18 protein-coding genes and 4 pseudogenes are annotated in these 19,252 nt (G+C 38.6%); 16 read left to right on the top strand and 6 right to left on the bottom strand.

What is annotated here, in order from left to right; translation table 11 throughout:
- From HDE70_RS13870 to HDE70_RS13810, 13 genes and pseudogenes are all read left to right on the top strand, one after another.
- Positions 1 to 246, top strand: a 246-nt coding sequence (locus HDE70_RS13870) for a hypothetical protein (protein WP_221302056.1), incomplete at its 5' end; no start/stop codon positions are given.
- 27 nt (positions 247 to 273) lie between these two features.
- The gene (locus HDE70_RS13865) at positions 274 to 1,149 is read left to right on the top strand and encodes a tyrosine-type recombinase/integrase (protein WP_183890789.1); all 876 of its coding nucleotides are present in this window, start codon (positions 274 to 276) and stop codon (positions 1,147 to 1,149) included.
- Positions 1,139 to 2,050: a tyrosine-type recombinase/integrase gene (locus HDE70_RS13860; RefSeq protein ID WP_183890787.1), complete on the top strand. Its 912-nt coding sequence runs from the start codon at positions 1,139 to 1,141 to the stop codon at positions 2,048 to 2,050. Before HDE70_RS13865 ends, HDE70_RS13860 begins: the two co-directional genes overlap by 11 nt.
- A 963-nt stretch (positions 2,051 to 3,013) precedes the next feature.
- A pseudogene (locus tag HDE70_RS27515) lies at positions 3,014 to 3,064 on the top strand (hypothetical protein); the annotation flags it as partial.
- Between the two features lie 57 nt (positions 3,065 to 3,121).
- Positions 3,122 to 3,766: a hypothetical protein gene (locus HDE70_RS13855; RefSeq protein ID WP_260160475.1), complete on the top strand. Its 645-nt coding sequence runs from the start codon at positions 3,122 to 3,124 to the stop codon at positions 3,764 to 3,766.
- A 7-nt stretch (positions 3,767 to 3,773) separates the two neighbouring features.
- Complete coding sequence (locus HDE70_RS13850; protein WP_183890783.1) at positions 3,774 to 4,178, top strand: hypothetical protein; 405 nt, start codon at positions 3,774 to 3,776, stop codon at positions 4,176 to 4,178.
- A gap of 338 nt (positions 4,179 to 4,516) precedes the next feature.
- Positions 4,517 to 4,816, top strand: a pseudogene (locus HDE70_RS27510) (DUF1016 N-terminal domain-containing protein).
- Positions 4,817 to 5,028: 212 nt separating this feature from the next.
- On the top strand, positions 5,029 to 5,427 hold the full coding sequence (locus HDE70_RS13835) for a PDDEXK nuclease domain-containing protein (RefSeq protein ID WP_221302055.1): 399 nt from the start codon (positions 5,029 to 5,031) through the stop codon (positions 5,425 to 5,427).
- 126 nt (positions 5,428 to 5,553) lie between these two features.
- Positions 5,554 to 5,859: a hypothetical protein gene (locus tag HDE70_RS13830; protein ID WP_183890777.1), complete on the top strand. Its 306-nt coding sequence runs from the start codon at positions 5,554 to 5,556 to the stop codon at positions 5,857 to 5,859.
- A 27-nt stretch (positions 5,860 to 5,886) separates the two neighbouring features.
- Positions 5,887 to 6,027: pseudogene (locus HDE70_RS27505) on the top strand (RHS repeat-associated core domain-containing protein); the annotation flags it as partial.
- Between the two features lie 623 nt (positions 6,028 to 6,650).
- Positions 6,651 to 7,469 carry a toxin-antitoxin system YwqK family antitoxin gene (locus HDE70_RS13820; RefSeq protein ID WP_183890775.1) on the top strand — a complete coding sequence of 273 codons (819 nt, stop codon included), beginning with the start codon at positions 6,651 to 6,653 and terminating at the stop codon, positions 7,467 to 7,469.
- Positions 7,470 to 7,481: 12 nt separating this feature from the next.
- Positions 7,482 to 7,632: pseudogene (locus HDE70_RS27500) on the top strand (RHS repeat-associated core domain-containing protein); the annotation flags it as partial.
- Between the two features lie 605 nt (positions 7,633 to 8,237).
- Positions 8,238 to 8,426, top strand: coding sequence for a DUF4926 domain-containing protein (locus HDE70_RS13810; RefSeq protein WP_183890771.1), 189 nt, complete (start codon positions 8,238 to 8,240; stop codon positions 8,424 to 8,426).
- Positions 8,427 to 8,799: 373 nt separating this feature from the next.
- Here the strand turns inward: HDE70_RS13810 and HDE70_RS13805 are convergent, their stop codons facing one another.
- Positions 8,800 to 9,993: a pyridoxal phosphate-dependent aminotransferase gene (locus HDE70_RS13805; protein ID WP_183890768.1), complete on the bottom strand. Its 1,194-nt coding sequence runs from the start codon at positions 9,991 to 9,993 to the stop codon at positions 8,800 to 8,802.
- 176 nt (positions 9,994 to 10,169) lie between these two features.
- Between HDE70_RS13805 and HDE70_RS13800 the strand changes: the two genes are divergently transcribed.
- Positions 10,170 to 11,147, top strand: a complete 978-nt coding sequence (locus HDE70_RS13800) for a cation diffusion facilitator family transporter (RefSeq protein WP_183890766.1) — start codon at positions 10,170 to 10,172, stop codon at positions 11,145 to 11,147.
- A gap of 19 nt (positions 11,148 to 11,166) precedes the next feature.
- Here the strand turns inward: HDE70_RS13800 and HDE70_RS13795 are convergent, their stop codons facing one another.
- Positions 11,167 to 11,769, bottom strand: coding sequence for a hypothetical protein (locus tag HDE70_RS13795; RefSeq protein WP_183890764.1), 603 nt, complete (start codon positions 11,767 to 11,769; stop codon positions 11,167 to 11,169).
- A gap of 282 nt (positions 11,770 to 12,051) precedes the next feature.
- On the opposite strand from HDE70_RS13795, the gene HDE70_RS13790 reads away from it, so the two are divergent.
- Complete coding sequence (locus tag HDE70_RS13790) at positions 12,052 to 12,501, top strand: NUDIX domain-containing protein (protein WP_183866429.1); 450 nt, start codon at positions 12,052 to 12,054, stop codon at positions 12,499 to 12,501.
- 74 nt (positions 12,502 to 12,575) lie between these two features.
- Here the strand turns inward: HDE70_RS13790 and pdeM are convergent, their stop codons facing one another.
- From pdeM to HDE70_RS13770, 4 genes are read right to left on the bottom strand one after another with little or no spacing between them, the layout of a single operon-like run.
- Entirely contained in the window at positions 12,576 to 13,223 is a 648-nt protein-coding gene (gene pdeM / locus HDE70_RS13785; RefSeq protein ID WP_183890762.1) for a ligase-associated DNA damage response endonuclease PdeM, read from the bottom strand.
- Positions 13,220 to 15,748, bottom strand: coding sequence for a ligase-associated DNA damage response DEXH box helicase (locus HDE70_RS13780; RefSeq protein WP_183890760.1), 2,529 nt, complete (start codon positions 15,746 to 15,748; stop codon positions 13,220 to 13,222). Before HDE70_RS13780 ends, pdeM begins: the two co-directional genes overlap by 4 nt.
- Positions 15,745 to 17,349: an ATP-dependent DNA ligase gene (locus HDE70_RS13775; RefSeq protein WP_183890758.1), complete on the bottom strand. Its 1,605-nt coding sequence runs from the start codon at positions 17,347 to 17,349 to the stop codon at positions 15,745 to 15,747. Before HDE70_RS13775 ends, HDE70_RS13780 begins: the two co-directional genes overlap by 4 nt.
- A 1-nt stretch (position 17,350) precedes the next feature.
- Positions 17,351 to 18,358, bottom strand: coding sequence for a ligase-associated DNA damage response exonuclease (locus HDE70_RS13770; protein WP_183866433.1), 1,008 nt, complete (start codon positions 18,356 to 18,358; stop codon positions 17,351 to 17,353).
- Positions 18,359 to 18,475: 117 nt separating this feature from the next.
- Between HDE70_RS13770 and HDE70_RS13765 the strand changes: the two genes are divergently transcribed.
- Positions 18,476 to 19,252, top strand: coding sequence for an SDR family NAD(P)-dependent oxidoreductase (locus tag HDE70_RS13765; RefSeq protein WP_183890756.1), 777 nt, complete (start codon positions 18,476 to 18,478; stop codon positions 19,250 to 19,252).

The raw sequence follows: 19,252 nt of genomic DNA, 5'->3' as shown, positions 1-19,252 counted from the left end.
CTGTATGAGCTGGAACGGATGGGCTATATCAAGATCACCAGGGGGAACCGCTATAAAGGCTTTGAGTATAAAGTACAGAGCTGGAACGATATGGAGACGTTGCAGGAAAATGGTCAGGCGATGGTGGCGGGTATCCTGTCACAGATCAGGTCAGTATCCTGTAACCCGGCAGTAACCCATGGGGCTGATGGGTTAGTCAAAGTGCAGCAGCTCAGTAAGAAAGGGGCAGTCACCCGCACCGGGTAAAAAATGTACAGTTAGCAAAAAAAACAGATGATGGAAAATCTACTTTACATCCGCCAGCAAGCCGGTTTCAGTGAATGGCTGAGGATCCTGAACTTTGATCCAAGCAGCCAAAGGGATATGCCTAAACTGCTGGGTGAGTTCCTGGCTTTTCTGGAATCACATGGCTGCAACAGCCTGTCACAAATACAGGAAAGCCATCTGCAAAACTACCTGCATGAGCTGAGTGATAAACAAGGTAAAACCGGAGGTGGTACACTGAGTTTGAACTACAGGCGCAAACACTTGCAGGTGATCCGTAAGTTTGCCCGTTACCTGTGCGAAAGTGGTCAGGAAAGCTTCGCGGTGAAAACCAGGATCAAAGGTGAAACGGCTAATGTTAAAAGTGTCCTGACCAGAAAAGAAATCGCCAAACTGTATGCCACGACAGCAGAAAGTCCGCTGGGCTTACGTGACCGGGCACTACTGGCCTTGTATTACGGATGTGGGCTGAGAAAGAGTGAAGGACTGAGCTTAAATACAGAAGACATCTTGCTGGAAAAGGAACTGGTGCTGGTTCGTAAAGGCAAAGGTTATAAAGCCAGATATGTTCCCTTGACAGGCAGTAATAAAACAGAGCTGGAACATTACCTGAACTATGGCCGTCCGTACCTGGGGTGCGGAGGAAGGGAATCGGCACTGCTGTTAAATATTCATGGCAAACGGCTAAAGACAGCTTTTGAACGGATCTGGAAACTAAGATCGGCATCGGGAATCAAAAAGGCTGTCGGTCCGCATACCCTTCGTCATAGTATTGCTACCCATCTATTGCAATCTGGAATGAAGCTGGAACAGATCCAGTTGTTCTTAGGCCATAGCAGTTTGGAAAGTACACAAATCTATACCCATATCGTAGATGAACTTTGAAGAATACTTACAACAGCGGGGCTTAAAACCGGTTACAGTTTACCAGCACCGGAAATATACGAGTTACTTTCTGGCCTGGCTTTCAGGTGAAAGTCTCAGTTTGGAACAGGTAAGCTTTAAGGAAATCCTTGATTATGCCGACCAGCAGAAACAGGAAAATAAAGGCATTGGCCTGGTGAACAGGATGCTGCTGGCGATCCGGTATTACTTCAGCTGGTTACAAGAACAAAACAAGGTTAGCTATAACCCGGTAGCAGGTATCCGGTTGAAAGGGGGCTTAAAAACTGTTCCCGGTGGTCTGCTGGAAAAAGAAGAACTGGAAGCTTTGTATGAAAGTTATGCGGTCAAAGATGACCGGAGCCAGCGCAATAAAGTGATCTTGTCTTTACTGGTCTACCAGGGTTTGACTAGTCAGGAACTGCATCAGCTAAAGGCAGAACATATCAGGTTAAAAGAAGGAAAGGTCTATATACCGGCAAATGAGCAGACCAACAGCAGGACGCTCAAACTGGAAGCCTTCCAGATCATGGAACTGTATGAATATATCCATGTGACCCGTTCTAAAATCTTTGCTAACAGAATAGCAGAACGATCCGGTAGAAAACCTAAAGTGATGAAAGCAGCCGAACAAACCAGTCAGTTGTTCATCAGTATGAATGGTTGTGAGAACATCAAAAACAGCTTATACCACCTGAACCAGGCTCTACGCAGGCTGAACCCTAAATATAAAAATGCAGTACAGCTTCGTCAAAGCGTGATTACCGAATGGCTGAAAGAAAAAGACTTACGGACAGTTCAATATATGGCAGGGCATAAATATGTGAGCAGTACCGAGCGCTATCAAACCAGTAACCTGGAAGACCTGAAAGAAGCTTTAAATAAACACCATCCACTCAAATAAACCCCCGCACGCCTCCAGTCCCTCAAAATCCAGCCAGCTCGCAAAGGGCTCGCTTGCCTCTGTATTTTGCTGTCCTTCCGCTCGCTTTGCTGCCGGTGAAAAACCGGCCCGAAGCTAAATAACATAATACACATTATAAACGCAGCAGAGTAATCCATGACTTTGGTTCAATCCCAGTGCTGGTATTATAATGGGTATTATATTAAATAGCCGCTCGTCCCCCCTCGGCCAGCGCTCCCGTTCCAGCCCATAGCCAAAGTACTTTCATCAAAAAAAGGTGTTATCCGGGCTATCGGCTCTCACTGCCAAACAGTGCAGGCAAACGCCTGCAAAGAGCAACCTTTGCCTTTGTTTATATATGCCGTCTCCTTCCAGTCGGTCAGCGGCAAAGCCTGCGGCAGCATGGTATTGTTCATTGATGGTGGCAGTGCAGGACTGGTCGGGAGAACAACCTGTACCCCTTGAAACAGGGACAGTGCTCCCGCCCAACCTCTCAGGGATAAAAAGAGCCGCTCTTATCCTCCGCTCTGCCAAAGCTCTTTTTATCCCTGGAGGGGGCAAATTGCCATCCTTTCATCAGAGGTTCAGGTAGTTCATTTGTTAAGCCACCCAGAGCCTAAGAAAGTGAAGCTGTCAAGGGATCGTGGAATAAATGGCCTTTTTGAGGGCAAAGGCTATGTGCGTTTATGCCGCGAAAGCCCTTTACTGCTTTACTTTCGGGGCTATCTTTGCTGTAACAGATGTACTAACGAATCAGCACTGCCTTTCATAGTTCCGCACCTTAAAAGTCGAATCTCCAACAAAAAAAGCCAAACAAGTCCAACCAGTAAACTCAAATAAAGCACTAACTTTACGGGAAAGGAAAGTTCTTTATAGCACTGAAAAAGTGCGGCCAGCAAATCCGGCAAACCCAAAAAAAGTTGCTTAAGGGAGTACGATTACGGGGCGAGGTTCTATGATCCGGTGATTGGGCGTTTCAATACGGTAGATCCACTTTCTGAGAAGAGTAGACGTTTCAGTCCTTATGTTTATGGGAATAACAATCCGATCAGATTTATTGATCCGGATGGAATGGAAGCAACTGATTGGTATCAGTCCAAAGATCTTAAAAATGTAAAATGGGTTGATGGTAGTTCAGAACAAGCAGGCTATACCAACATAGGTACTACAGCTAGCATTGTAAGCTCAGGAGCAAACGCAGGTACTGTTAATTTGAATGCAGATGGTACTGCAACTAGTGCTAATACAGGAGAATCTGCTACGTCATCCGTTAGCGGACAAACACAAATTATAGCTAAAAATGAAAATAATAATTTCGAAGGAGTTCCAGTTTATAAAATGGAAGGAATGGCCAAGGGAGCTGGATTAACGTTGCCAGGTATTGGCATTTTTGTCAGTTCAAAAAGTGCTAAAGATGTAAATTTGCTTAGGCATGAATTTGGTCATGTTTTGCAGTCAAATAGAACAGGTAAAACTTCATTTTATTTATTTAATGCTATACCTAGTTTAGCAAGTGCTACTTGGTCTAACATTAGTTCGACATACGACCACCATACTTTTTACACTGAAAAGGATGCAAATGATGAATCTTATCAATATTTTGGGGCTCCAAGAAATTGGGATAGAAGAAGGTTTCCTCTCAAGCCGTCTTATGATCAGAATCCTGTTAATCCTTATATAGTACCGCCAAATGTATATGCACCACTTTTTTATTGATAATGCTATGAAAAAATATATTATCGTCCTTATTTTGTTTTTGACCTCTTGTATCTATGATCCAGCTCCTGCAATAATAGAAGTTGTTAATCATACTGATCATAATATTAATATTTTGTGGAATATAGATACGGTACCTGAGTATCCAAGTATTAATCATACAGAATATTATTACAGTAATGTATTATTGGTAAATGATACTCTTGATGCGATGGAAAATGGCGCTAGCGGATGGAAGAGATTTTTATTAAACAGTAAAAATAAAAAAGTCAATTTCTTTGTATTTAGTGCAGATTCGTTAAAAGCCCATAATAGTATAGATGATTTAATTCTAAAACGCCTATATAAAAGGCTAGAATATTCTGAGGAAGATTTAATTAAATCAAATTGGCAGGTGGTAATTAAGGATTAAAAGTTAATGTTTATATAGCTATGGGGGCTTAATTGTTTACTGACTATAAGTTTTTCTGGAACTTGCATCCCTAAGAAAAGTATCAATAATAACTAGTGTATGGTTCTGTCCTTTTTCAGCAAGTCTCTTTATCTGTTGTATCCTTTACAGTCTTTTATCAAAGGAGAACTGAATGAGCATTATCTGTTGAAATAATCATCCAATAGAATAAAAAGAAAACATTAATATTGTAATTATGAACGATACGCTGGCAACCCATATAGAGAGACTTTACAGCAATATAAAACAGGTAAAGATACCGCTTACCGGGTAGTTAATGCTACTATGGTTGAGGTCTATTGGCATATTGGGAATTGATTGTTGAAAATGAACAAGATGGAAAAGAAAAAGCAGGTTATGGAGCCGCTTTATTGGAAGAATTATCAGTTCGGTTAGCCAAAGAATATGGGAAAAGTTTTAGCAGTCGAAACTTGCGCTATATAAGGCAATTCTACGTTGTTTTTCCAAAATGAAACGCAGTGCGTTCCGAATTGAGTTGGACACATTACCGTTTGTTGTTAAAAACGGAAAGAGAGGATGCCAGATTGTTTTACATACAAGAAGCCATTGAAGGTAATTGGAGTACTAGAACACTTTAAAGGCAGCTAAATAGTCTGTATTTTGAAAGAATGGTATTGACCCAAAAAGGAGGTCAGACGCTAGTAAAAGCAGAAGCGGAAGGTAAAAAAGAGAAGCAAGGGATATCATCAAAGATCCTTATGTACTTGATTTTTTGGAACTGAAAGCTAATATCAATTTTTATGAACAGGAACTTGAACAAGCTATTATTGATAAGCTATAGGATTTTTTATTGGAACTGGGAAAAGGCTTTTCATTTGTAAGCAGGAAATATCGGATAAGTTTAGAGGGGGAGCACTTTTTTATTGATCTGGTTTTTTACAATTACATCCTAAAATGCTTTCTACTGATTGATTTAAATAAAGGCAAGCTCAGCCATCAGGATGTTGGGCAAATGGATATGTACGTTCGGATCTTTGAAGAAAAAATGAGACAGGAAAGCGATAATCCAACTATTGGATTAATACTTTGTTCCGAAAAAAACAATGCAGTAGCCAAATACAGTCTATTGAATGATAGCAAACAAATCTTTGCATCGAAATACAAAACCTATCTTCCAACCGAGCAAGAGTTACAGCAAGAAATTGCAAAAGAAAGAGAGGCTGTAGAAATGGAGAAACGACTAAAATAACACTAGTAAATCACTACTTCTGCTGGTGAAAAATCTGACCTGAGCTAAATAACATAGAACCATTATTAACATAGTTATTGGGATTGTCATTAGACACCGAAGGAGACCGTTAAAATTTATTTAGAAATGGAAAGATCGTTAAATAATAATTTTGGACCTATCAGCTTGTATTTGTTCTGGATAGGTTTATATGTAATCTTTTGGGTAATGATACCCATTTTAAGTGCTGGCGATAGTTCTAGTGCTGAAGTTCCATTGATATTGTGGACTTATGCTATTATTGGATTAGTTTGTGGAACATTTTTAATAAGTTTATTTAACACGTTATTCTTAAAAAAATGGGTTAAGAGATTTTGGTATCTAAATGGTTTTATAGCTTTAGTTATTGGGGGTATAATTGATTATTATGGGGTGAAAATGATTAGTTTATAGTATTGAGGACATTATCTCTGTAGAGAGGAGTATGATTACGGCGCTAGGTTCTATGACCCGGTGATAGGGAGATGGAACGTTGTAGATCCGCTTTCTGAGAAGATGAGGCGATATTCGCCGTATAATTACGCCTTCAATAATCCGACTGGTTTTGTTGATCCTGATGGGAGATATAGTAAGTTAGGTGCTTGGTTAAGAAAAGCAGCTGATTGGATATCGGGAAATAAACCTTCTGAAATATATAAATCGGGTAAGGAATGGGGTTATAATACTGGCCAAAATGAAACAACAGTTGGACATTTCAATTCTCAAGCTAAGGAAAGTCAATCAGATAATTCTTCTAATTGGTCATTAAGTAATTGGCAATCGAAGGATGCAAAAATTGGTGAAGGTTGGAACTTTTTTAACAATGATAACTCAATAGGTGAGGATCAAGATGCTCATTTAAGACCAAATGCTGGTAAAGTAGGCAATTTGGGAGATATGTCCCCATTGTTCAGTTACATGGGACAATTAAGGACAAATGCTGATCCAAATATCTATAATCCATTTGATGTATATGATGCGGCTAAAAACTTAAATCTTATTAAGGAGGATAAAACTTCACCTAACGACAAGCCTAATGGAATAGAGGGGGATATTTATGAGCATTTGGTGATTGATCCGGTTAGAAAAGATACAATAACGGAATCAGAAGCAAAAAGAAGACAAATAAAGCGGTTTGGTTATGAAAACTTTAGCGGATTTACTTGGCTGGGTAAAACAAAATTAATGAAAAAATAAATTAATAGATGAAATCATTGAATAAAAATTTGTTATTCTTTATTGGTATTGCTGCAATTTTTTACTTTAATCGGGAGAAAATTCAAATGAAATGTGTAGAGCTTTTTAAGCAAGATGCCACATTTATCAACCACAATTCAGAAGGAAAAGCTAATGGAAAAGTAACAATATATAAAGCTGGTAAAGTATATGTAATTGGACATGTCTTAAATGGAATAAAGCAAGGTTGGGAAATAATGTATTACGAAAATGGTAAAATAAAAAGTAAAACATTTTTTGTTGATGGACAACCTAGTGGTAAAGGATATTTATATAATAATAATGGGAAATTAGCCTACTCTGGATACTATATGGATGGTAAACCATACGGAGGATGGTACAATTATTACGATAATGGCCATAAAAAAAAATATCTATTATATGATATTAATAAAAAGATATCTTTTTCTATTGATTATGATATTGAAGGGAATCTTAAATTAAAAGAGATGAATGGTCTAGTTGTAAGCCCTGACTTTTATTCAATTAATTCTAAAAATAAAGCTGTAACTCCATTAGGTTACCAGCTAAGTGCAAGTAGAGTGTTTACAGATGTTAATGATTTATATATTACTGTGGCAAATCCAGAAAAGGCCAGGTTATCTATTACTGTTAAAATAAATCAAAGTCAATATAAATTTCTTAAAGTTGTAAATAGTACGGTGAAAATTTCCAATGCTTTTCCTGAAAAAGGTAAATATCGAATACTTATTGAGAGTAATTTATATGATATTAATAATAAAATAATTAACGGAGTAAACTTGATAGATTCTGTAATTAAACAGTAGTTTGATGTAAAGGAGTATGATTACGGCGCAAGGTTCTATGACCCGGTGATAGGGAGGTGGGGTGGATCCTTTGGCGGAGATGAGTAGAAGGTGGTCACCTTATGACTACGCAATCAATAATCCAATTAGAAATATTGATCCAGATGGTATGATGACCACGGATGCTAATGGTAATATTTCATCTGAATCTGCTGAAGAAGCTCAAACTATGTTTAGGCAGCTTGTGCCGCAACAAGAAGATCCTAAGAAAGGAAATGGAAAACAGACAAGGAACCTTGATTTTACAAAGGCACCAAAAATCAATCGACTAACGTCTTTTTGGCAAAGCGCAATGTCCTATTTAGACGGAGGAGAGATCATGGTGGGTTTAATTATGATGTTGATTGTAATGCGCAAGGCTTGTCAACTATTAATTTTGTAATTGACCCATCTTTTGGGCCATCTGCAGAATTAAAGGCTGTGTCGCAATTGTCCGTTGAAGAGAAGTTGGCTGGATATCTATTGAATGTCGATCATGCTATTGGTGTGGCTAAAGCCAAATGTACTAGGCTTTACAAATAAAAATTCAGCTGGGTTAGTGAAGCAGTTAGTTTTAGAGACGGGGGCAAGGCAGTGGAGACTAGTGTAACACAATACGGTACAAAATTTAATCAGGTTATACCTGTAACAGGAGCAAATGGGCGAGTTATTAATGTGCTGATGGCCTGGATAAAAATAATGATAACGTGGTTCGGTTAATTACTGCTTTTCCTGCGAAATAAAAATATTATGATAGAGATATATGATGTTATAAGGTCTTTAGTTGACCTAAATGATAAAGTTCCAGCGGGAAGTAAAGGAACTGTACTTATTATTTATCCTAATTTCCCGCCGGATTATGAGATTGAGTTTGTTAACGACTCTTTTGAAACATTAGATGTTTTAACGGTTAAATCATCTAATATTGTTAAGGTTTAGTGATAAGATAATATTCAAAATAAAACTGTTTTAACAAAGCCTGGCAGTAAGCCGGACTTTGTTATTTACTGTCCGTAAGCTTTTCTTGCTTTAGCATCCCTTATGTTATTGTCTAAAATGGAACGCAGCGCGTTCCATTTTAGAGCTGGAAATCTTAACATTTGTTATTACTTCTGTCAGCGAAAACCGATTCGAAATTATTTAGCAATTATGAGAAAAAGTATTATTAGTCTATTAGGAAGCATGGTTAGGGTTTAAGTAGGTATAAAATAATTCAACAATCCCGCTAAAACATCAAAAGCCAGTGATCATGATAATCACTGGCTTTTAATCTCGCTTATTTTAAATAGAGCTTATAATTTTAATTGATAAACTAGCTTAATTTAGCTAACGCTTCTTTGATTCTTGATACTGCTTTTACCAATTGCTCTTCTGCTGCTGCATAAGAAATACGGATACAGTCTTCGTTACCGAAAGCCTCACCTGTAACAGTTGATACATGCGCTTCATTTAATAAATACAGACATAAGTCTTCAGCATTCGTAATCACTTTACCATCGATGCTTTTTCCAAAGTATTCTTTCACTTCAGGGAAGAAATAGAAAGCCCCGTCCGGAAGGTTTACTTTAATACCCGGAACTTCTTTCAGTAATCCATAAACTAAATCTCTGCGCTTTCTGAACTCATTTTTCATTTCCACTACACTGTCCAGGCTGCTTTGGTAAGCTGCAAGGGCCGCACGTTGTGAGATCGATGAAGTTCCTGAAGTAATCTGACCTTGTAATTTATCACAAGCATTGGCTATTTCAGTGTTAGAAGCCATATAACCTACTCTCCAGCCTGTCATTGCGTAAGCTTTTGAGAAACCATTGATAATGATCACACGGTCTTTGATTGCATCAAAAGAAGCAATTGAAGCATGTTTATCTACAAAGTTGATATGTTCGTAAATCTCATCAGAGATAATATAAATATTCGGGTGTTTTTCAAATACAGCTGCAAGGCTGGCTAATTCTTCATGGCTGTAAACAGATCCTGTTGGGTTACATGGAGAAGAAAACATGAAAAGCTTTGTATTTGGTGTAATAGCAGCTTCAAGCTGATCAGCAGTGATTTTGAAGTCATTCTCTACTGTAGCATTAATGAAAACAGTTTCACCTTCTGCTAATTTGATCATTTCAGAGTAAGAAACCCAGTAAGGAGTAGGTACGATTACTTCTTCTCCAGGGTTAACCAAACACATTACTGCATTAGCTAATGATTGCTTTGCACCAGTTGATACTACAATCTGATCAAAAGTATAAGTTAATCCATTTTCATTCTTCAGCTTTTCAACAATTGCCTTCCGCAGTTCAGGGTAACCGGATACAGGAGTATAATAAGAATAGTTTTCATCGATCGCCTTTTTAGCGGCCTCCTTAACATGTTCTGGTGTAAAAAAGTCAGGCTCTCCGAAGCTTAAATTAATTACATCAATTCCTTTAGCGGTGAGTTCTCTCCCCAGCTTTGCCATTTTAATGGTCTGTGATTCTGATAGGTTATTGATTCTTTTCGATAAAAATGTCATGATTCGCTTATAAGAAAGCAAATATAAAAACCTGGAGCAATTTGGCACTAAAAAAAGTACTTTATAATATATAAATTATTAATTTTTTATTTAAAGGGGGGGCTTATTATCGATTTAATAATGAACATGTCCTTATGTGCTGATAGAATTGTATTTTTGAGCCTAAAATCAATCCTTTGCAGCCTAAAAAGAAAGCAATACTCGTTTCACTCTGCATTAGCGTTGTCCTGATGCTGGCCAAATTTGGTGCATACTTCATTACGCATTCCAATGCAATTTTAACAAATGCTGCTGAAAGTATTGTCAATGTACTGGCCAGTAGTTTTGCTTTTTATAGTATCTATCTGGCCACTTTACCAAAAGATGAAAACCATCCTTATGGTCATGGTAAGGTAGAGTTCTTCTCTGCCTTCGTAGAGGGCGTACTGATCGCCGTTGCTGGATTGATTATCATCTTTAAATCCAGTTATGATCTGATAGTTCCCCGGGAAATTCATCAGCTGCTGGATGGAGCAATCATTATCGGAATTACCGGGGTGATTAATCTGCTGGTAGGTTATTATTTGATCAATACGGGTAAAAAACACCGGTCACTGACTTTGGAGGCAGATGGTAAACACCTGCTGACGGATGCGGTAACCAGTGGTGGCCTGGTTATAGGTATTCTTTTAATCAAAGTCACTGAAATTTACTGGTTAGATAGTGTGATTTCTATTCTCCTTGGTATCTATATTGTTTATAGCGGATATAAGCTTACCAGAAAATCTGTAGGCGGTTTAATGGACGAGAGTAATGTGGAACTGGTTGAAACTATCGTAGAGATACTTCAAAATAACAGGCATAATTCCTGGATTGATGTTCATAATTTAAGGGCACAGCAATACGGTTCAGATCTTCATATTGATTGTCACCTTACACTTCCTTATTATTATGATTTAAATCAGGTGCATACTGAAATTTCATCAATTGATCATTTAATTAATGGAAATGCAGACAGGAATACTGAACTGTTTATACATGCCGATCCTTGTTTATCAGAATGCTGTAATTATTGCAAGCTAATGGATTGTCCGGTAAGACAGGAGTCTTTTGCAGGAGAAATCGGATGGAATTTAGAAAATACCACAAAAAATAAGAAGCATTTTAGCAAATAACGTTTCTCTGTTAAGGTGCTTAAAAGTTATCGGTAATTTTAGCCGTTGAATTCAGATCGAACGCAAAATTCAGCTCGTTGTCAATATATCTTAACGTCTTTATCGATTTATTGTTTTTTTGAATTTTAGAGCGGTCATTTTTAGTGATAAATGATTCAAGCGCAGTATTGTCTTTGTTGATAATACTACTTTCATAATATTGCTGGACTATCAAATTTGATATAGTTACTCTATACTTGCCGTCTTTAATCTGGATCAGTACATCAGCATTCAAAGGAAAATAAATCAGGTTACTTACTCCGCTGTTTCCATCTCCATACTTCCGGTAATTCACGAAGTAGTTGGAGATTTTTCCTTTTAACTGGTAAGTCGTCTGATTAGTAACATCAGACAATTCAAAACTATTCACAGTTGGCAAAAAAGATCTTAAAGCATTCGCCAGTCCATCTTTATTTAATGCTGAAGAATAAACTTTTTGAAAAAGCAGCACGTTGTTTTTTAAAATCAATGAGGTGCCAGCTATACTATCCTGAATTCCAGGGAATACGTAAGTATTTACTGTATCGTTCTGTGCAAATGAAGAGAAAGGAAGTAAAAAGAGGAGGAATAATAGTCTTTTCATATTATAGTTTCAATAACCTGGAAATCAAACATAAACATTAATCGGTAATAAAATTAACAGAATTGATAATTTTATTAACAGTAAGATTTGATCTCTTACGAAGTCTGAATACATTATTTGAGTTTACTTAAAAATGCTTTTATCATAGCATGGGTGAGATGTTTGTTTATATTTGTCACCTTATTAGTTGTCTTTGGGAAATAACTGCGCCGTGAAAACTCCGTACTTTATTTGAGTTCAGACAGCTCTATATACATTTTCAGCAAAACAAACATTTCAACCATGAGTTATTTCAATGTAAGAGTTTACGGTCTATTAATCAATGCAGATAATCAAATATTGGTTAGTGACGAACAATCGGGAGGACGAAGCTTCAGCAAGTTTCCTGGTGGTGGGTTAGAATATGGTGAAGGCCTTATTGATGCACTGAAACGTGAATTTATGGAAGAGTGTAATGCTGAGATTGAAGTCTTAAGCCATTTCTATACAACAGATTTTTACGAAAAGTCTTCTTTCAATGATAGTCAGATCATTAGTATCTATTACCTGGTTAGAGAAGTAAATACCTTAACGATGAAATTCAAAACAGAAGCTTTTGATTTTGATCCTGAAACTTTACAATCTTTCCGCTGGATTGATCTGAATGCACTTGCAGAAAGTGATGTGACTTTTAAAACTGATAAAACGGTTGTTAATATGTTGCTTTCACTGATTGCTGAGTCTGCGGACTAAAACATTATATTTTATTGGCTTAATCAGGAAATCATTCCTGATTAAGCCAATACCACTGAGTTAATCAGCTTATATTACTTAACCTGATCAATCAGGATTACCTTTTCTGGTGTAATTGCATAAAATAAGTCGCCCTTTTCAGCCTTAACTTTACTTAAACCTGTAAAGACACTGAAGGCAGGCAAGATCGCACAGTTTTTACCGAAATAGAAACACGGTAACCGCATCAGCTGACGCGCTTTTCCATAAATCGTAACTCCCGGATGGATATGTCCTGTGATATTGTAATATTCATCAGTAGTCTCCGGCTGATCATGTATAAACCTGAATGGTGTATATAAAAGTTCTTTTTGATAAGTTTCGATCCCTAAACCTATATAATCTTCAGGTTTTAACCGGTCATGATTCCCTTTGATCAGGATAATCTTCAACTCCGGATACTGTGATCTCCATTGACGGAAAAGCTCTGCTTCACTATTCATTTGATGATGAAACATATCACCAGTAATCAATAAACTATCAGGTGAAAATTCAGTGATTAATTCCGTTAGTTTATTCAGGTCTGCTGTATTGAGTGTAACGGGGATCTGAATGCCTGCTTTTCTAAAATGAGCCCCTTTGCCCAGATGCAGGTCGCTGATAATCAGCATTTTTTTGCTCGTCCAGTAAATCGCTCTTTGTTGGCTCAGTACCAGCTCTTCTCCTTTAATAGTAATGATCATTTTTTATTGCGTATCGTCTGCTTTTTATCTGCCTCAGCAGTCATTCTTGCTATTCTTTCTCCCAGCTCCTCTGTGCTCATGTTTTCTCTCAGACTATCAACTTTTATCGGGAAACATAAAGGCGTATAACTTTCAGCTTTGACAATGATTACTTTACTGGCTTGTATTCTATGCAAAGCTGCGGCTAACCTTGGTTCTTCAATTTGCTGATAAAATGCTTCGTCATAGGCCTGACGCAATAATAAGTTATGTTTATCATAATCACTAAAGACATTGAAAAATAACGAAGAAGAAGATTGTAAATGTTTGTTCGCAACATATTTACCCGGATATCCTTGAAATACCAAACCAGAAATACAGGCAATATCTCTGAATTTCCGTCTCGCCATTTCTGTCGCATTAATACTCGCCACAATATCTTCCCCTAAATTAACCGGGGTAAAAAGTAGTTTGATGTTTTCTTCATCCAAAGGGATGGGCTGTTCACTGAGCAGTTCAAAACCATAATCGTTCATGGCTATAGAAAAACTTATAGGTTTTACTTTACCCAGCCGGTAAGCTATCAATGCAGCCATGATCTCATGGACTTGCCTTCCCTCAAAAGGATAAGCAAAAAAATGATAGCCATCCCTGGTTTTAATCAGTTCGATCAAAAACTCATCATCCTTAGGTACGTGCGAAACCTTTGCTTGTCTTTCAAATAGTGGAAGAATAATATCAAGTTCTTCATCCTGGTGAGTTTTATCTAAGGTTTCATTATATTTTTTTCTCAAAATTGCACCAAGATTAGCAGTTAAAGACATCCTACCACCCATCCAGCTTGGTGTAATTGCACTTTTGAGTTTACTTTTACGCACCAGGACAGTCATTTCTTTAACCATCACAAATTCAAGAACCCTGCCTGCTAAGGTGAAACTATTACCAGGTTTCATTTTAGCCATAAATGATTCTTCGAGCATTCCTACATAACCACCCGTCAGATATTTGACTTTGATCATTGCATCACTAACAATGGTTCCTATGTGTAAACGATGACGCATGGCTACCTGTCTGCTTTTAACTTTCCATAAGCCGTCTTCTTTTTCTACTTTGCTGAATTCGGTATAGGCCGTTAAGCTATCGCCTCCTGTAGTGATGAATTGCATCATCCAGTTCCACTCTGAAAGTTCCAGTTCTCTGAATGCAAATGTATTTTTAACCTCGTTGTATAATTTCTGATCATCAAACCCATCACCCACGGCCAGTGTGACCATATATTGGATTAACGTATCAAAGGCCATTACTACAGGCTGCCGGCTTTCAATGTTCTGTGTTCTAGCTGCCTCTTTAATAGCTGCGGCTTCGACCAGTTCCAGCGCATGAGTAGGTAAGAAATAAATCTTTGAGGTTTCAAAAGGGGAGTGTCCGCTGCGTCCGGCACGTTGAAGAAACCGGGCAACCCCTTTAGGAGAACCAATTTGAACTACGGTATCCACAGGTTTAAAATCTACACCAAGATCGAGAGAAGAAGTACTGATGACCGCTTTTAGTACCCCGGTATGAATCGCTTCTTCAATCCAGTTGCGCAATTCATAATCTATTGACCCATGATGGATAGCGATTTGTCCTGCCAGGTTTTCATCCAGTTTCAGTAAATTCTGATACCAGAGTTCGGCCTGTCCGCGGGTATTGCAGAAAATTAAAGTGGTTTTGCTCTTCTCAATAATTGGCAGTAATTTATGTGCCAGCTTATGGCCAAGGTGACCAGCCCAGGGTAACATATCAATATGATCGGGAAGGATAGATTTAATTTGTATCTTTTTTTCTATATCAGCAACGACTGTAGTTTTTAAAACGTCCTGATCAGGAACCAGTACGTCCAGCGCCTCTTCCATATTTCCTATCGTTGCAGAGATCCCCCATACCCTAAGCAGTCTTTCGGGATGTTTTTCTTTAACCAGACCTTTGATCCTGGAAATGGCGAGTTCTGCCATCACCCCGCGTTTGCTCCCTAATAATTCATGCCATTCATCTGCAACTATACATTGTAAATCTTCAAAATAACTTAAACTGTTTTTCTGTGCAAGTAACAGGTGCATACTTTCGGGGGTGATTATTAAAACTTCCGGCATTTGCTTTTTCTGCTTCAGCTTTTCATTTTGAGAGGTATCACCGTTTCGTACACCAACTTGCCAGTCAATTTCCAGCTCCAGACAAACTTCGCGCATAGCTCTCGCCAAATCTTTAGCTAAAGAACGTAGTGGAGTAATCCAGATAAGTTTGAGCCCTGTACTCTTTTTTCTTTTTTTTACTACGCTGGCTTTTACCGTGCCTGCTTTAACAGGTAACTGTGTATTTAATTCATCGATCACCACAGCCAGAAACAGGGAAAATGTCTTTCCAAAACCGGTAGGCGCATTGACCAGCCCACTATAACCTTCCGCATAATATTGCCAGGCATCAGTCTGGAACTTAAAGGGCTTTTTTTTCTTGCTCTTTAACCATTTGATTACTTTTTTATAACCTGTACTCTTTTCCAGTATCATAATTCGTTTGATAACGTTGAAGCCAACAATTGTCTTAAATCGTCCAGCGTATTAATTTCCGAAGCATTTTTATCTTTTCGCCAGCGGGCGATACGGGGGAAACGCAAAGCCAGGCCAGCTTTATGTCTTTTACTTTCAGCAATTCCTTCAAACGCAATTTCAAATACCAGTTCTGGTTTCACTGTTCTCACAGGGCCAAACTTCTCTATCGCATTCTTCCTGACAAAACTGTCTACTTCTTTAATCTCTATATCCGTTAAACCAGAGTAGGCTTTGGCAATGGTAATTAATTGCTCCCCATCTCTCACTGCAAAAGTATAATCAGTAAAGTGGTTTGCCCGGCGGCCACTTCCTTTTTGTGCATAAATCATGACTGTATCAACGGTATATGGGTTAATTTTCCATTTCCACCAATCGCCACGCTTGCGGCCGCTATGGTAAAGAGAATCCAGTTTTTTCAGCATAATGCCTTCACTGTTGTTCGCTCTTGATTCTTTTCTGATTTCGGCCAATTGCTCCCAATCATTGAAATCAATAACAGGGGAGAGGATCGCCACATCTTTGATTTGGAGTGCAGCAATAATATCCACCAGAATTTTTCTTCTTGCCGATAAAGGGGAGGTTCTGATATCCTGGCCTTGAAATTCCAGAATGTCATAACAGTAGAAACCTACTGGCGCATCTTTTAATTGTGATTTATGAATAGTTTTTCTGTTTAACCGTTGTTGCAGGATACTGAATGCTTGTACATTTCCATCTTTGACAGAAAGGATTTCTCCATCTACTACTGTTCCATCAGGAAGTTCATCCTTCAGGAAATGTAATTCAGGAAATTGATCCGTCACCAATTCTTCCCCTCTGGACCAAATAAATAATTCACCATTTCGTTTGACAATCTGACCCCTGATACCATCCCATTTCCATTCTGCCTGCCATGCAGTCGTTTCACCCAGGTTTTCTGGTGTGGTATCCAGCGCATAAGCCAGGCAAAAAGGGTAAGGCCATGAATTATCAGTATTCACATGTGCACCGTCAATCAGCTCCTGATAAGTGATCTCTGCTGGCGTCCATTTACCCATGATACTGTGCATGATTTTATTGCTGTCAGTGTCACTTTGTTTGGCCAGTGCATTCACGAGCATCTTATTAGATACCCCAATTCTGAAATTCCCGGAAATTAACTTATTAAAGATGAAGCGCTCCCGGGTATCCAGACTATCCCATGCTTTTAGGATAAATTCTTTTTTTGCAGCATCATCCTGAGTGCTGATTAAAGCAAGATCCGTAATCCATTCATGCAGTTTACGATCAGTGATGTGTTTAGCCGGAGGAAGAACCAAAGCAATGGTTTCACTCAAATCGCCAACACTATGGTAACTTTCTGCAAATAGCCAGGCGGGAATATCACTCAGTTCTATAGCCCATTCCCGGATTAATGCAGTCGTAACAGGCCTGCGTGGCTTTTTGCCGGTAAACATCGCAATTACATAAGGCTTGTCCTTTTCATCGGCCGTGCTGAAATAGCTAACCAGGGCCGCGATTTTGTCGTTGGTCTTATTGCTGGTTTCCAGCTGCTGTATCAATTCCGTAAACCTTTTCAAATTAAGCTTCTTTTATGATTTCTTCTTCTCCTTCGTTTCCGTAACGTGTAGTTACTTCTTCTGCTTCTATTCCTATTTCATTAAGGTACCTGGAAAATGTGGATACAAATCCGTGGGTTACAAATACCTTTTCTGCTTCAGTAGCCTTAATCGCAGTCAATAGACCAGGCCAGTCTGCATGATCACTCAATGCAAATCCTGCATCGGCAGATTGCCATCTGCGGCCTGCTCTTACCTGCATCCATCCGGAACAAATCCCGGTAGAAGCACTCATTAAACTTTTCATCCATTTACCATCTGCAAGCGCAGGAGGCACAATGACTATTCCTTTTTGCAGCTCTTCTTTTTTTAGATCGGGTGTAATCCGGATAGTTTCGGGGAGGTCAACACCAGCTCTGATAAAGCCTTCATTGAGGTTAGCAATTGATTGATGTACATAGATCTTTTGATCTCCAGCAAGGTTTTTAATCAGCCTTTGCGCTTTTCCTAAACTATAAGCGATCAGTACGCTTGTTTTTAACTGGTCATGGTTATCTGAAACCCAGTTTCTTATTTTTCCAAAGACTTCTTCTTGTGGCAGCCACTTATAAATAGGCAGGCCAAAAGTACTTTCAGAAACAAAAGTGTGGCATTTTACAGGTTCAAAAGCAGTGCTGATGCCATCATATTCCACTTTATAATCTCCGGAAATTACACAGATTTCACCTTTATATTCCAGCCTTATCTGGGCAGATCCGATCACATGTCCGGCGGGAAAAAGGCTTAATTTAACGCCATTGATTGTGATTTCCTTGTAATAAGGTAAAGTTTGTATGGGTAAATCTGCACCAAGCCTTTGTAGTAGGACCGGTTTTGTGAGTTCATGGCATAAATATGCTTTATTGCCAAACTTCACGTGATCTGCGTGTCCGTGAGTCGTTACAGCCAGATCTACAGGTTGCCAGGGGTCGATGTAAAAACCGCCCTGTTTACAGAATATGCCTTTATTAGTGAATGAAATCAGTGCCATTGGATGTTACAACAAACGGATATCTCTAAAGTTTGAGGTCTAAAACATATCTTGATTTTTATGGTTTGTTAATTAGGCCGGCGCTTAATAAATATGAACGGCTTATAACTATAAGACATGAAGAAACTGGAAAACAAAATTGCATTGGTAACCGGATCTGATTCTGGAATTGGACGTGCAATTGCGATTGAATTCGCTAAAAACGGCGCAAATGTAGTGGTCTGTTATCATAGCAATGAGGAAAGAGGGCAGGAGGCATTGAAAGCTGTAAAAGTGCATGGCGGAAAGGCTTCACTCATTGAACTTGATGTGAGCAATGAACAGGGTGTAGAAGCAAAAATGCAGGCAATTATCAAAGAATTTGGTGGGATTGATATCCTGGTTAACAATTCTGGCGTAAATGGCTCGGGGATTCCAATTGACGAGATGAGTACGGAAGTTTTTGACAAGACTATCAAAACTAATTTATACGGAACGTTTTTCTGTAGCAGGAAATTTATTCAGCACCGCAAAGGTGTAAGTAAACCGGGTAAGATCATTAATATCTCTTCTGTTCATGAAGAAATCAATGCACCCGGAAATGGAGATTACAATGCCTCAAAAGCTGGAATAAAGAATCTCATGCGGACCATTGCATTAGAGGTGGGTAAATTTGGAATTAACGTAAATAATATAGCGCCGGGTATGATTTTGACTGCAATGAATCAGAAAGCTGTAGATAATCCTGAAGTAAGGGAAAAAGCGGAAACGCATATACCGCTAGGCAGAGCTGGAAGACCTGAAGAAATTGCTTACCTGGCTTTATTCTTAGCTTCTGAAGAAGCAGATTATGTAACTGGCAGCACTTATGTAATGGATGGGGGCCTGATGATTAATATAGGCCAGGGGGCATAA

Origin of the sequence: Pedobacter cryoconitis (genome assembly GCF_014200595.1) — a bacterium.
GTDB classification, from domain to species: Bacteria; Bacteroidota; Bacteroidia; order Sphingobacteriales; family Sphingobacteriaceae; genus Pedobacter; species Pedobacter cryoconitis_C.
The sequence above is the reverse complement of the archived record's forward strand: the minus strand, read 5'-3'. Positions and strand labels throughout refer to the sequence as shown.

Excerpts from the sequence above, each read along its gene's own strand:
- HDE70_RS13765 (WP_183890756.1), top strand. The coding sequence starts at position 18,476 with ATGAAGAAACTGGAAAACAAAATTGCATTGGTAACCGGATCTGATTCT.
- HDE70_RS13855 (WP_260160475.1), top strand. The coding sequence starts at position 3,122 with ATGGAAGCAACTGATTGGTATCAGTCCAAAGATCTTAAAAATGTAAAA.
- pdeM (WP_183890762.1), bottom strand. The coding sequence starts at position 13,223 with ATGATCATTACTATTAAAGGAGAAGAGCTGGTACTGAGCCAACAAAGA.
- HDE70_RS13865 (WP_183890789.1), top strand. The coding sequence starts at position 274 with ATGATGGAAAATCTACTTTACATCCGCCAGCAAGCCGGTTTCAGTGAA.
- HDE70_RS13850 (WP_183890783.1), top strand. The coding sequence starts at position 3,774 with ATGAAAAAATATATTATCGTCCTTATTTTGTTTTTGACCTCTTGTATC.
- HDE70_RS13780 (WP_183890760.1), bottom strand. The coding sequence starts at position 15,748 with ATGATACTGGAAAAGAGTACAGGTTATAAAAAAGTAATCAAATGGTTA.
- HDE70_RS13820 (WP_183890775.1), top strand. The coding sequence starts at position 6,651 with ATGAAATCATTGAATAAAAATTTGTTATTCTTTATTGGTATTGCTGCA.
- HDE70_RS13810 (WP_183890771.1), top strand. The coding sequence starts at position 8,238 with ATGATAGAGATATATGATGTTATAAGGTCTTTAGTTGACCTAAATGAT.
- HDE70_RS13830 (WP_183890777.1), top strand. The coding sequence starts at position 5,554 with ATGGAAAGATCGTTAAATAATAATTTTGGACCTATCAGCTTGTATTTG.
- HDE70_RS13860 (WP_183890787.1), top strand. The coding sequence starts at position 1,139 with ATGAACTTTGAAGAATACTTACAACAGCGGGGCTTAAAACCGGTTACA.
- HDE70_RS13790 (WP_183866429.1), top strand. The coding sequence starts at position 12,052 with ATGAGTTATTTCAATGTAAGAGTTTACGGTCTATTAATCAATGCAGAT.
- HDE70_RS13805 (WP_183890768.1), bottom strand. The coding sequence starts at position 9,993 with ATGACATTTTTATCGAAAAGAATCAATAACCTATCAGAATCACAGACC.
- HDE70_RS13795 (WP_183890764.1), bottom strand. The coding sequence starts at position 11,769 with ATGAAAAGACTATTATTCCTCCTCTTTTTACTTCCTTTCTCTTCATTT.
- HDE70_RS13770 (WP_183866433.1), bottom strand. The coding sequence starts at position 18,358 with ATGGCACTGATTTCATTCACTAATAAAGGCATATTCTGTAAACAGGGC.